Source organism: Telluria sp. AIW5 (assembly GCF_056680575.1).
On record NZ_CM155289.1, the window covers coordinates 1,379,534 to 1,391,902 of the forward strand.

General features: G+C 59.1%; 11 protein-coding genes. 10 read left to right on the top strand and 1 reads right to left on the bottom strand.

All coding sequences use genetic code 11. The features are described 5' to 3' along the window. Positions 1 to 409: 409 nt before the first annotated feature. Positions 410 to 2,695: a heavy metal translocating P-type ATPase gene (locus tag AC1MEM_RS06095; RefSeq protein WP_499475990.1), complete on the top strand. Its 2,286-nt coding sequence runs from the start codon at positions 410 to 412 to the stop codon at positions 2,693 to 2,695. On the opposite strand, the gene AC1MEM_RS06100 is transcribed toward AC1MEM_RS06095, so the two are convergent. After that, positions 2,684 to 5,617 carry an EAL domain-containing protein gene (locus tag AC1MEM_RS06100; RefSeq protein WP_499477585.1) on the bottom strand — a complete coding sequence of 978 codons (2,934 nt, stop codon included), beginning with the start codon at positions 5,615 to 5,617 and terminating at the stop codon, positions 2,684 to 2,686. The two genes, AC1MEM_RS06095 and AC1MEM_RS06100, sit on opposite strands and share 12 nt — an antisense overlap. Positions 5,618 to 5,718: 101 nt before the next feature. Here AC1MEM_RS06100 and AC1MEM_RS06105 point away from each other — a divergent pair, with 101 nt between their 5' ends. The 9 genes from AC1MEM_RS06105 (at position 5,719) to soxX (ending at position 12,294) form a co-directional block, all read left to right on the top strand. Beyond that, positions 5,719 to 6,402 carry a DUF302 domain-containing protein gene (locus AC1MEM_RS06105; protein WP_499475991.1) on the top strand — a complete coding sequence of 228 codons (684 nt, stop codon included), beginning with the start codon at positions 5,719 to 5,721 and terminating at the stop codon, positions 6,400 to 6,402. A gap of 138 nt (positions 6,403 to 6,540) precedes the next feature. After that, positions 6,541 to 6,900, top strand: coding sequence for an ArsR/SmtB family transcription factor (locus tag AC1MEM_RS06110; protein WP_499475993.1), 360 nt, complete (start codon positions 6,541 to 6,543; stop codon positions 6,898 to 6,900). Positions 6,901 to 7,015: 115 nt separating this feature from the next. After that, positions 7,016 to 8,380, top strand: a complete 1,365-nt coding sequence (gene soxC / locus AC1MEM_RS06115; protein WP_499475994.1) for a sulfite dehydrogenase — start codon at positions 7,016 to 7,018, stop codon at positions 8,378 to 8,380. Beyond that, positions 8,364 to 9,425: a c-type cytochrome gene (locus AC1MEM_RS06120; RefSeq protein WP_499475996.1), complete on the top strand. Its 1,062-nt coding sequence runs from the start codon at positions 8,364 to 8,366 to the stop codon at positions 9,423 to 9,425. The genes soxC and AC1MEM_RS06120 overlap by 17 nt, the downstream gene beginning before the upstream one ends. Positions 9,426 to 9,480: 55 nt before the next feature. After that, positions 9,481 to 9,915: a pseudoazurin gene (locus AC1MEM_RS06125; protein ID WP_499475997.1), complete on the top strand. Its 435-nt coding sequence runs from the start codon at positions 9,481 to 9,483 to the stop codon at positions 9,913 to 9,915. 48 nt (positions 9,916 to 9,963) lie between these two features. After that, positions 9,964 to 10,425: a thiosulfate oxidation carrier protein SoxY gene (gene soxY, locus AC1MEM_RS06130; protein WP_499475999.1), complete on the top strand. Its 462-nt coding sequence runs from the start codon at positions 9,964 to 9,966 to the stop codon at positions 10,423 to 10,425. Between the two features lie 32 nt (positions 10,426 to 10,457). Then, complete coding sequence (gene soxZ / locus AC1MEM_RS06135; protein WP_499476000.1) at positions 10,458 to 10,769, top strand: thiosulfate oxidation carrier complex protein SoxZ; 312 nt, start codon at positions 10,458 to 10,460, stop codon at positions 10,767 to 10,769. Between the two features lie 85 nt (positions 10,770 to 10,854). After that, positions 10,855 to 11,661, top strand: coding sequence for a sulfur oxidation c-type cytochrome SoxA (gene soxA / locus AC1MEM_RS06140; RefSeq protein WP_499477587.1), 807 nt, complete (start codon positions 10,855 to 10,857; stop codon positions 11,659 to 11,661). Between the two features lie 9 nt (positions 11,662 to 11,670). Continuing rightward, positions 11,671 to 12,294 (top strand): sulfur oxidation c-type cytochrome SoxX, encoded by a 624-nt coding sequence (gene soxX / locus AC1MEM_RS06145; protein ID WP_499476002.1) that lies wholly within the window; start codon positions 11,671 to 11,673, stop codon positions 12,292 to 12,294. Positions 12,295 to 12,369 lie beyond the last annotated feature (75 nt).

Sequence of the window (12,369 nt, forward strand, 5' to 3'; positions counted from 1 at the left end):
AGCCGGACTATGCAGTGTTGCAAATCTAACGCACACGAGCGTAATGTTAGGGCAAACTTTTGCTCTACAAATGAATGTTGATATTCGGAAATAACTCTCGCCCGTATTAGCGCATCAATACCATTAGCCAGTTGAACACGCGAACTGAAGCATCCCACACGAGAATTCGACGAGGTGCGCTTTCGCTTTCGACAAGCGTAGTATCAAAGGCGTGTTTGTTTATCATGAAGAGTCTCTCAAAAGTATGTTCTCGCCTTCTAGGCGCTTCGTCGGAAAAGTAGCCGTCTGTCGCCATTACAGGCTAAGGTGAACTTGGAGATGCAAGTCAAATGAATATTTATGCCGGCCATTTCCGAAGCGACGGGCCAAAAATATCCCGTTGACGCGATGATCGACAACGATTTCTCTTATGAAACTCAAGCAGAATTGGCGTAATCAGGCCCAAGTGGGCGTATGTGCGTTCAGTTTAGCTGGCGGCGGCATCTCGTATCTGGTCGGCATGCGCGATGTGGCGGCCTGGTTGTGGATGAGTGGCGCCTGCATTGTGCTCATCGCTCTGGTGTTTGACATTGTCGAATCGCTGAGACACAAGAAATTTGGCCTCGATCTCATTGCACTGGTGTCGATCGTTGGGGCGCTTGCTCTTCAGGAGACGCTGACTGCCGCAGTCATCGCCCTGATGTTTGCCAGCGGCCGGGCATTGGAAGCGTACGCGGAAAAACGGGCGCAAGACGAGATGTCCGCACTACTGGACCGGGCGCCGAAGCTGGCTAATCGTTACGAAAACGGTTCTGTGGTTCAGGTGTCCCTGGCGATGGTCAAGCCGGGCGACCGGCTCGCGGTTCGTCCAGGCGAGACTGTCCCGGTCGACGGTACGTTGACCTCGAGTGCTACTGTCGATGAGTCCAGCTTGACGGGCGAAGCACTACCCGTCACGTATGGACCCGGAAACGCCGTGGGGAGCGGCATTGTCAATGCCGGGAACGTGTTCGACATGCTTGCCACATCGACCGCGGAGAACAGCACCTTCACGAACATCATTCGTCTTGTCCGATCGGCGCAGGAGTCGAAGGCACCGGCAGCACGGCTGGCGGACCGGTATGCACTTCTTTTTGTTCCACTCGCCTTTGGTGTGGCGGGGATCTCCTGGCTGCTGACCGGAGACCCGAACCGGGCGCTCGCCGTGGTGGTGGTCGCAACGCCTTGTCCCCTGATCCTCGCCGTTCCCGTGGCAATCGTCAGCGCGATGTCGCGTTGCGCCCAACGCGGTGTACTGATCAAGCATGGAGGTGCGCTGGAAATGCTGGCGCAAGTCCATACCATCTTCTTTGACAAAACAGGGACGCTCACTGGCGGCAGGGCCCGTCTGATTGCCGTCGCCGCCGATCCATCGGTGCAGCCAGAATATGTGCTCAGGCTCGCGGCATCATTGGAGCAAATGTCCAGCCACGCGATCGCGCAAGCCGTCGTTGGTGCGGCGATCGAACGGGGCCTGGCCTTGACCATACCGCACGGTGTCAGCGAAGAACCCGGCGCCGGATTGTCCGGTTATGTCGATGGATGCGAGGTTCATGCAGGCAGTCATCGGTACGTTTCGGGAAAGGTAGGGCAAGCTGCCTGGGCGACAAAGATCATGGAACGGGCGCGCTACGATGGTGCTGCGGTCGTATGTATTGCTGTCGACAACAGGTTCGTGGGAGTTCTGCAGATGGCGGATGAGATCCGGCTCGACTCGCCACGGGCATTGCGGCTCCTGAGGGCGTCGGGTGTCGAGCATATTGCCATGTTGACGGGAGATCGCCATGACGTGGCGGCGACGATTGCCGCTTCCTTGGGAATCGATACGGTCATGCCTGAGCAGACCCCCGAATCGAAGCTGGCCGCGATCGCCGCGGCGCGGAAAAACGGCGTGACGATGATGGTCGGCGATGGCATCAACGACGCCCCGGCTCTGGCCGCCGCCGACATCGGCGTCGCCATGGGCGCGCGCGGCGCCGCGGCCGCGGCCGAATCGGCGCAAGTCGTATTGCTGGTGGATCGCCTGGATCGCCTGGCGTTCGCGCTCCGAATCGCCCAGCAAACCCGTTCGATTGCCTTGCAAAGCGTCGCAGGAGGAATGGGCTTGTCGATCGTGGCCATGCTTGTTGCCGCCCTGGGCTATTTGCCACCGGTCGCTGGCGCGCTGTTGCAGGAACTGATTGACGTAGCCGTGATTGCGAACGCCTTGCGGGTCCTGCGTCTGGGTACTGCAAAATCCGAACTAAAACTGCCGCCGGACGAGGTCCACAAACTGAAAGAGGAGCACAATCGGTTGACTCCGATTATCGATCACGTAGCGTGGCTGGCAGACCAGGTCGGCAGCTTGCCGGCAGCAAGCATAACGAAAGAACTGGCAGGGCTAAACATGGCGCTGCGGGATCAAATACTCCCGCATGAATCGAATGACGATGCCGCAGTCTATCCGATCCTGGCAAGACTGGTCGGAGGCGAGGATTCGATGGCGTCCATGAGCAGCACGCATCGGGAAATTTTCCGGCTCAGCCGTGTTATCGAGCGCCTTTCCAAGGTTTCGCTGCATGACAGCGAAGAAGGGGCGTTCAATCTGGAGCTGCGCCGCACCTTGTACGCCCTTGATTCAATCCTGCGGTTACATTTCGCGCAGGAGGAAGAAATCTACCACGGCTTATCCTCGTAGGGCTGCCGCATCGAGACGTTCACGAAAGGAATGCTCGAAGTCCGCGGCATTCATTGGTTTTCCAAAAAGGTAACCCTGGTAGCACGTGCAACCGATCTCGGCGAGAAATGCGCGTTGCTCCTGTGTTTCCACTCCTTCTGCGATGATGCTCAATCCAAGCGACTGGCTCAACACTACGATGCTGCGCGCAATCGACGCATCGTCTGGATTCGAGAGGATATCGCGGACAAATGAACGGTCGATTTTCAGCTGATCGAGCGGTAACTGCTTCAGATAGCTGAGTGACGAATAGCCTGTGCCAAAATCATCCAGTGAAAAGCTGACACCGATCGACTTCAAGCGCTGCATCTTGTCGATCGTATCGTCGACGTTTTCGATGAGCACTGTTTCAGTCAATTCCAGCTTCAGACGCTCTGGCGCGATGGCTGTCTCATGAATGATATCGATGACATGTTGTACGAAGCCGTTTTCACGGAACTGGCGCGCACTGACGTTGACTGCGACGGTCAGGGCGCCCATGGCAGGCTGGGAAGCCCAGCGCGCAAGTTGCTCGCAGGCCGTACGAAGAACCCAGCTGCCGAGTTGCACAATGAGCCCTGAGGTTTCGGCAACGGGAATGAAGACAGCTGGCCCGACAAAACCATGTTTTTTGCTGTTCCAGCGCAGCAGGGCTTCTGCACCAGTGATATGACCACTCGCATCGACCTGAGGTTGGTAGTGCAGATGGAAGCCTGACGTCTTCAGTGATTCCCGCAGTTCCGCTTCCAGCGCCAGTCTGTAGGATACGCCGGACGCCATGCCAGGATCGAAGAAGCACATGGTGTTACGTCCGCTTTTCTTTGCGCCGTACATGGCCATGTCGCCACGCTTCATCATTTCATCGATACCGATTGTGGCGTTCGTACGAAGCGCCGTGCCGATACTGCACGTGGTGTGGTGTGTTGTTGTCCCGAGCACGAAAGGTTCGGCAATCGCCGCGATGATTTTTCGTCCGATTGCACTTGCATGCCCGGCAGCTTCCTCCTCAGTCTTGCCGATGTCTTCGAGAAGGATGACGAATTCGTCTCCCCCAAGACGCGAGACGGTATCGCCTGCACGCGTGCAGGTTCTGAGCCGTTGTCCGACCTGGATCAGCAACTGATCGCCAGTCTGATGCCCGTGCAAATCGTTCAGGTCTTTAAAATTGTCCAGGTCGAGAAACAGCAGGGCGGCCATCTGGCCAGTGCGGTCGTGCAGCGACAGGCAATGCCGCAGGCGGTCAAGCAACAGGCGACGGTTTGGCAGCCCGGTCAGGACATCGAAATAGGCAAGCTTGGCGACCTCGTCTTGTGCGGATACCTGTTCGGAAATATCGCCTTGCGTGCCGACATAATGGGTGAGCCTGCCATGCTCGTCGCGAACGGTGGTAAGGGTCAATCGGGCCGGGTAACTTTCGCCGTTTTTGCGGCTAGTCCAGATCTCTCCTTTCCATTTGCCTTCGTGCTCGGCTGTGTTCCACATGGTGTCCCTGGCATCTGCTTCGTCTCGTCCGAGCGCGAAGCAGGGAAGAGGCGCTCCGATCAGTTCAGAAGGTGCGTAACCGGTCATCACGCAGAATGCGTCATTGACCCGTTGAAGGAGTTTGTCCGGGCCTGCAATGAACATGCCCTCTGCTGACTGGAACACAAAGGCAGCTACACGATTCGCTTCTTCCGCAGCCCGCCGTTCGGAAATATCGATTGAAATGCCGCATAGGCCGTAAACGGTCCCGTCATCGCGGCACAGCGGGATCTTGGTGCTGAGGACAGTGATCATGTCACCGTTCTGGTCCGTGACGGTTTCTTCCGCAACCACCCGTTCGCCCTCGGCTATCGCGCGCATGTCATTTCGACGAAGTTCCATCGAAACCGGCTGCGAAAACAGCTCAGTGTCCTGCTTGCCGATGATACTGCTGGTCTTGCGAGAAAAGAGTACATGCAGCGCGCGGTTTGCGTATGCATAGCGGTAGGAAGCATCCTTGATATAGATGAGCCCGTCTACGCTGTCGAGTATGGTTGCCAGCTGTTGTTCGCTGTCGCGCAAAGCTCCGGTCTTATGCGCCACTTGCCAGCGCAGCCAGGTTGTCGACGCTACCGCCATGGCCAGCAGCGCGATGACTGCCCCTGCGGCCCACCAGACATAGGGGGGGACCTGCGCGATCACGCTACGGGTCTGCCAATGGTTGAGAATCTCAAAGTAGACAGAGTCTGGATCTTTTTGCCAAGCTCCGAGCTGTTGGTCAATTGCATGGAGCAGGTCGGCGTTCTGGCCCTTTCCAGTTGCGTAGTAGAGGCGGACCGGTTGGAATATGACTGGCGTTTCGATAATCCCGCGGGTGGGCGCATACAGGGAGCCGGCATACTTGCTGGCCACAACGGCATCGGCCTCTCCCCGCTCCACCAGCGTAAAACCATCTTCGACCGAATCCACCAGCAAGAGATGAGGTTTCACACCGAAGTTCGTGGCGTAGTCAGCGAAAAATCGCTGCTGGATCGATCCTGCCAGGATGGCGATGCGCTTTCCACCGGTATCCATCATCGTATTGATCGGCACATCGGGGCGCCGGTAAAGTTGCGACCAGCTGAAGAGGGCCGGAGTATCGTGAAAATCGAGTACCTGCTTGCGCTCTTCCGACCATGCGACGTCCGGGAGAAGGTCAAGGCCGCCGTCCGCCAGGGCCTTGAGGCACCGCGCCCACTCGCATGAGACGAAACGCAGGTCCCAGCCTTCTGACTTCGCAATCGGGCGCAGAAGGTCGACCAGGATGCCGTCGGCCTGGCCTTGCCCATCGAAGTAAATTTTTGGGGCATTGGCATAAATGCCGACATTGACCACGCGTGGAACGGCGCCTGCACTCGCATGCAAGGCGAAGAGCAGCAAGAGCGTGGTTAGTGTTCGCAACATCACGGGCAAGGGTCTTTCGTGGCAGTCGAACTACAGGTGGCCTGGCTCTGGCGTATCAATACGTGTGACTCTTGACTATCGTATATGAGGGCAAGGAACTCATGGCGCGCTTCGCCGCTTTTGCGTTGTCCAGATCCGACTGCCTGGAAGCTCACTTGCCTCAGCCATACCGGCAACGTATTCTCCAGAGTAGTCAATTCTCTGGGTTTTCTGCCATGCCATCGATTTGGTTCCGTTTGTTTCTCGTTTCTTGTTGTACCGCTACGCTTCTTGGCTGTGGCTCTCTGCGTACCCTCGCGCGCACCGAGCCGGGCGCAGGCACCCAGGCCGGGCTTGTCTTCGGGCGCTGGGTCGACTCCGGTGGGGATGCCGCGGCTGCCACGACCTGGTCGCGCAAGGTTGCCGCCGGAGTCAGCGTGCAGGAAATCGAAGAGGCATTCGCCAGCGTTGCAGCGGAAGATAACCTGCGCCCTGTTGGCGAGCTGTTCCTGTCGCGGGAACTCGCCATTCGCTCCGGCCAGCCACAGAAATTCCTGAAGGTATACTCCTATTGCGACCCGCAGGTAGCCCGCGCGATCGTCGACTTCAGTCCGCCGATGTCTGCCTTTCTTCCCTGCCGGATCACCGTGGTAGAGCAGGACGACGGCCTCTGGATCTACGCCATGGACATGGATGTCCTGCTCAAGCTCGGCCGTCCAATGCCTCCCGAGCTGCGCGCTTCTGTATCGAAAGTGCGCATCACGATACTCAAGATGCTTGATCGCGCCGCTGCCGGTGAGTTCTAAGCCAGTGATGAGTACGAATATCAATCCCTCATCGCATTTACTCAACATACATTGCGGCAATGCACCATCGAAATATGTTGCGTCGACATTGCGACAATGGTTACATGCGCATGTACGCATATATTTAATGAATAGTTAATGGACCCTGACCTCGACAATGAAGAGATGGCGGAAGTGTTCGAGGAAGTCTCGAATTACTTTTTCCTGCTTTCCGAACCTACCCGGCTGAAAATCCTGCACGCCCTGTGTCACGGAGAGCGCCCGGTGGGTACGATCGTCAAGGAGCTGGGAGCCACCCAGGCGAATGTGTCTCGTCAACTGAACATGTTGTATCGCGCCCGCATTCTCGGCCGGCGCAAGGACGGGGCGCAGGTCTATTACCGCATCGAGGATCAGAACACGATCGAACTGTGTCGCACCGTGTGCACGCAAATGGCGGACAAGGTGAAGAAGTCGCGCCGGATGCATCAGGACGCAATCGAACACTTCATGACATGAATTAACGAAGCTTGCAGTCAGCAAGTCTTTGATGCACGGATAAGTACGTATGACCATATGCGCATTTGGTTATATGAGCATGTAGCTATTTTATTCGCATTGAACGGAACGCAGCATGGAAAAACCAGTACGCAGATTTGGCCGTGTCATCAAAGCCCCCGAGAATTATGTCGATCGCGCCTTGATCGATGAGATCAACGCAAAAGGATTGAGTGAAGAGCGGCGGGGCTTCTTGCGGCGCAGTTTTCTCGCTGCCAGTGCCGCCATGACGGCTGGCACTGCGCTTGCCCAGAGCGGCAGCGCACCGGCGGCCGATGGCGACCCGCTTATCCTTACCTTGCCGGAGCATTCACGCACGCTGGGCAAACCGGTCGCCTCAATGCCCTATGGGCTTCCTTCAGCGTTCGAGGCCAACCTGCAACGGCGCGAGTCGCCCGGCCTGACCCGCGTGTCCGCTGCCTCCGTTGCATTCACTCCCTTGCAGGGACTGTTCGGAATTATCACGCCGTCCGGCCTGCATTTCGAGCGGCACCATCAGGGCTGGCAGGACATCGACCCGTCGAAGCACCGCTTCATGATCAACGGGCTGGTCAAGAATCCCAAGGTCTACACGATGGACGACCTGATGTGCATGCCGTCGGTGTCGCGCATGCATTTCATCGAGTGTGGCGCCAACACCGCCATGGAGTGGGGCAATGTGGCGGTGCCATCGGTGCAGTATTCGCACGGCATGCTCAGTTGCAGCGAATTCACCGGCGTGCCTCTGTCGGTGTTGCTCGAAGATTGCGGATACGACAAGCGCAAGGCCCGCGTCGTGCTGGCCGAAGGCGCCGACGGCTCGTCGATGACGCGCACCATCCCGCTTGACCGCGCACTCGACGACGTGATTGTTGCCTGGGCCATGAATGGCGAGATGCTGCGCCCGGAGAATGGTTATCCGTTACGGCTGGTCGTCCCGGGCGTGCAGGGCGCCTCCTGGGTGAAATGGCTGCGCCGTATCGAGGTCGGCGACCAGCCTTATGCGACCAAGGACGAAGCGATCCACTATATGGACGCGATGCCCGACGGAACCTATCGCCAGTACACGTCGATCCAGGAATGCAAGTCGGTGATCACCACGCCGTCGGCCGGACAGCGCCTGGTCGACACCGGGTTCTACAACATCACCGGCCTGGCGTGGTCGGGGCGCGGCAAGATCAGGCGGGTCGACGTTTCCGTCGACGGTGGCCGCAACTGGCGCACCGCGCGCCTCGAAACGCCGGTCCTGAGCAAGTGCCTGACGCGTTTCAACATCGACTGGGACTGGAACGGCGCGCCCGCGGTCCTGCAATCGCGCGCGATCGACGACACCGGTTACGTGCAGCCGAAAATCAACGAGTTGCGCGCGGTGCGCGGAACCCGCTCGATCTATCACAACAACGCAATCCACTCCTGGCAGGTGGCGCAATCGGGGGAGGTATCGAATGTCCAGGTTTATTAAGCTTGGCGCCGGCGCGCTGCTTGCCGCCGCCGCCGCAGCAGCGCTGGCTGGCCCCTTGACCAATCTGGGACGCCCGGCCACGCCGAAAGAAGTGCAGGCATGGGATATCGACGTGCGGCCCGATTTCAAGGGGCTGCCGAAGGGATCGGGCAGCGTATCCAAAGGTCAGGCCGTATGGGAGAGCAAATGCGCATCCTGCCACGGCACCTTTGGCGAATCGAACGAAGTCTTCACGCCGCTGGTCGGAGGTACTACGCCAGACGACATCAAGGCCGGGCGTGTGGCGGCGCTGGTGAACGGACGCCAGCCGCAGAAGACGACCCTGATGAAAGTGGCTACCGTCTCGACCTTATGGGACTACATCAATCGCGCCATGCCATGGACGGCACCGAAATCGCTGACCACCGACGAGGTGTACGCCGTCACCGCCTACATTCTCAACATGGGCGAGATCGTTCCTGACGACTTCGTACTGTCGGACAGCACGATCGCCCAAGCCCAGGCGCGCATGCCAAACCGCAACGGTATGGTAACCAAGCACGGCATGTGGGACGTCAAGGGCAAACCGGACGTCCGCAGCGTGGCATGCATGAAGGACTGCAAGGTCGATCCGGCGCCGCGCTCGACCTTGCCGGAAGCGTCGCGCAACGCTCACGGCAACCTGGCCTTGCAGACGCGTGGCTTTGGCGCGACGCGCGGCGTCGATACGACGGTACCGGCCGCGGCGGCGCGCGATGCGAAACCGGCAGCCGGCGCGCCTGCCGTCAAGGCAGCGGCCCCTGCGGCACAGGCCGGCGTTCCTACCGCTCTGTTGCAGGCGAATGCCTGTTTGGCCTGCCACGCCGTCGACAACAAGGTCATGGGCCCTGCCTTCGCGGCAGTGCGCGCCAAGTACAAGGACGATCCTGGCGCAGCGGCGAAGCTCGCAGGCAGCATCAAGGACGGCAGTACCGGCAAATGGGGCGTGATCCCGATGCCGGCCCAGGCACACGTGAAAGACGAGGACCTGAAAGTCCTGGTCGGATGGATCCTGGCACCGCAATAGGCCGGGCCAGCGATGGTACAAGCGATAACAAGTTCAACACGGAGATGGAGCACAAATGAAACAAGCTGTATTCGGAATCGCGCTGGCGGCAGCGTGCATGGGAGCCATGGCGGCCGACTACCAGATCAAAATGCTTAACAGCGGCAAGGACGGCGCCATGGTGTTCGAGCCGGCTTTCCTGCAAGTGGCGAAAGGCGACACGGTCAAGTTCGTCAAGGTTGACATGTCGCATAACAGCGCATCGGTCATCACTCCTCCCGGCGCGGCTGCCTGGAAGGGCAAGCCGGATGAAGAGATCTCGATCAAGCTCGACCAGGAAGGTGTCTATGTCTACGTGTGCGAACCGCACAAGATGATGGCCATGACGGGCGTCATCCAGGTGGGCAAGGCAAGCAATCTGGCCGATGCGAAGAAGGGCGCGGATGCACTGTCGAAATCGTTCGTGATGAACAAGGAGCGCCTCGCCGGCTACATGGCGCAGGTGAAGTAAGCATGCCTGCCACGTGAGCGGCGGCATTTTCAACGTTTGGAGGATGGTATGAATCAACAGCGACGCAACGTCATGCGCATTACCTCGGTGCTGGGCGCTGCCTTTGCCGCCGGATTGCTCAGGCCGGAGCAGGTCTTCGCGGCAGAATGGAGCCAGAAGGTGTTCGATGCCAAGAGCCTGGAAGCTGCCGTCAAGGAGCTTGGCGGCGACAAGTTCGCCGTCAGTAGTGACGTGTCGATCACGGGCCCGGACATCGCCGAAAACGGCGCAGTGGTACCGGTGTCGATCGCCAGCAAGGTGCCGAATACGGACTTCATGGCCATCCTGGTCGAGAAGAATCCGAGCGCCATGTCGGCCAGCTTCACGATTCCGGCCGGGACTGAACCGGCCGTGACCACCCGCGTCAAGATGGGGGCCACCTCCAATGTGCACGCCCTGGTGCGCGCCGATGGGAAGTGGCTCGTGGCCAGCAAGGAAATCAAGGTCACCCTTGGCGGTTGCGGCGGCTGAACTCCCAAGAGAATATCGAATAAGGAAAGATCATGGCAGACCCAATGCGTATCCGCGCCAGCTTGTCTGGCGATACGGTCGAAGTAAAAGTCCTGATGCGGCATGACATGGAAACCGGTCAGCGCAAGGACGCCAGCGGCAAGGTCGTCCCGGCCCACTACATCAAGACGCTCGTGGCAAAGGTGAAGGACAAGGTCGTGCTCGACGCAAACTTCGGTCCGTCGGTATCGAAAGACCCCTTCCTGTCCTTCAAATTCAAGGGCGCAGCCAAAGGCGACAAGGTCAGTGTGACCTGGGTTGACAGCGCTGGCGAGACGCGCACCGACGAAGGCGTCATTAGCTGAGCACGGGGCCGCTTCCGAGCCGGAGCGGCCGCATGCGCGGCGACAGACCGCGCAGTCCAACAACAAGGAGACAGGCATGAGCAACATGCGTTTCGGTGTGATCGGTTTGATCGGTTTGGCCCTGCAAGGCGCGTGCGGAGCAGCGCTGGCACAGACGTCGGCAACCGACGAGATCGCGAAATACCGGCAGATGCTTGCCGACGGCAATCCTGCGGAGTTGTGGGAAATGCGCGGCGAAGAATTATGGAAGAAAAGGGCGGGACCGAAAAACGTCTCGCTGGAGCGCTGCGACTTCGGCAAGGGCCCCGGCGTGCTCAAGGGCGCCTATGCCGAGCTGCCGCGCTACTTCAAGGACGTGAACAAGGTCATGGATCTCGAACAGCGCCTGCTGCATTGCAGAATGAGCTTGCAGGGCCTGAGCCGGGAAGAGGCGACCAAGGTGCCTTTTGGCGCGGCGGGAAAGCAATCGGACATCGAAGCATTGGTCGCATATATCACCTCCGAGTCACGCGGTGCCACCATGGCAGTATCAACCAGCCATCCGTTGGAGAAACGCGCTTACGAGACGGGCAAACAATTGTTCTACTACCGCGGCGGCTCGCATGATTTTGCATGCGCGACCTGCCATTCGACCACTGGGCAACGCATCCGCTTGCAAGAGCTGCCGAATATCCTGAATAAGGTCAATGCGCAGGCGGCCTATACCACCTGGCCGGCCTACCGCGTCTCGCAGGGCGAGGTGCGCACGATGCAGCACCGGCTCAACGACTGCTTCCGCCAGCAGCGCTTCCCCGAACCCCTGTACGCGTCCGATGCAATCACGGCGATCACGATGTTCCTCGCGAAAAACGCGGATGGCGGGGTGTATGCCGGTCCGGCAATGAAACGATAGGAGAGAGCGATGACACCATTTGCAAGAAAGCTGATCGTCGTGCTGGGCGCGGCTGCGGTGGCCGGTTGTGCCACCGTCGCTGCCGACACCGATTACCGTCAAGCCGCACTCGACCTTTTGAAACAGGACTTCCGTTCCAAAGGGCCGGCCACGCTCGAGCGCGTGGCTGCCCAGGACGAGGCTCAGCAGCTGTGCAGCCAGTACCCGCAGGAGCGGCCAGCCGAAGTGAGCGCACGTATCGAAGCGGCGCAGATGAAGAACATTCGCCAGCCTTCCGATGGCAAATATACAGGCAGCTGGCAGGAAGGCGAGAAGATCGCCCAGAACGGCCGCGGCATGCAGTCATCGGACCAGGTCGGCGGCGTCAACGGCGGCAATTGCTATGCCTGCCACCAGATTACGAAGAAGGAAATCTCGTTCGGAAATATCGGACCCAGTCTTTACCAGTACGGCAAGATCCGCGGCAACAGCGAGGAGATGCTGAAGTACACCTGGGGCAAGATCTATAACGCGCAAGCCTACACGGCCTGCTCGAACATGCCGCGCTTCGGCCATAACGGCATCCTGACCGAAGCACAGATCAAGGATGTGATGGCCTTGCTGCTCGATCCCGCGTCGCCGGTGAACCAGTAAGGACGCCATGCTGGCCGGCAGGCACGCACGCGGCGCAGCAGTACGAATGCATTTTGCAGAGGACTTGGTATGGGA

What these genes read in the sequence shown, in the direction of transcription:
- AC1MEM_RS06095 (WP_499475990.1), top strand. Translation starts at nt 410, where the DNA reads ATGAAACTCAAGCAGAATTGGCGTAATCAGGCCCAAGTGGGCGTATGT.
- AC1MEM_RS06100 (WP_499477585.1), bottom strand. Translation starts at nt 5,617, where the DNA reads ATGTTGCGAACACTAACCACGCTCTTGCTGCTCTTCGCCTTGCATGCG.
- AC1MEM_RS06105 (WP_499475991.1), top strand. Translation starts at nt 5,719, where the DNA reads ATGGCGCGCTTCGCCGCTTTTGCGTTGTCCAGATCCGACTGCCTGGAA.
- AC1MEM_RS06110 (WP_499475993.1), top strand. Translation starts at nt 6,541, where the DNA reads ATGGACCCTGACCTCGACAATGAAGAGATGGCGGAAGTGTTCGAGGAA.
- soxC (WP_499475994.1), top strand. Translation starts at nt 7,016, where the DNA reads ATGGAAAAACCAGTACGCAGATTTGGCCGTGTCATCAAAGCCCCCGAG.
- AC1MEM_RS06120 (WP_499475996.1), top strand. Translation starts at nt 8,364, where the DNA reads ATGTCCAGGTTTATTAAGCTTGGCGCCGGCGCGCTGCTTGCCGCCGCC.
- AC1MEM_RS06125 (WP_499475997.1), top strand. Translation starts at nt 9,481, where the DNA reads ATGAAACAAGCTGTATTCGGAATCGCGCTGGCGGCAGCGTGCATGGGA.
- soxY (WP_499475999.1), top strand. Translation starts at nt 9,964, where the DNA reads ATGAATCAACAGCGACGCAACGTCATGCGCATTACCTCGGTGCTGGGC.
- soxZ (WP_499476000.1), top strand. Translation starts at nt 10,458, where the DNA reads ATGGCAGACCCAATGCGTATCCGCGCCAGCTTGTCTGGCGATACGGTC.
- soxA (WP_499477587.1), top strand. Translation starts at nt 10,855, where the DNA reads ATGCGTTTCGGTGTGATCGGTTTGATCGGTTTGGCCCTGCAAGGCGCG.
- soxX (WP_499476002.1), top strand. Translation starts at nt 11,671, where the DNA reads ATGACACCATTTGCAAGAAAGCTGATCGTCGTGCTGGGCGCGGCTGCG.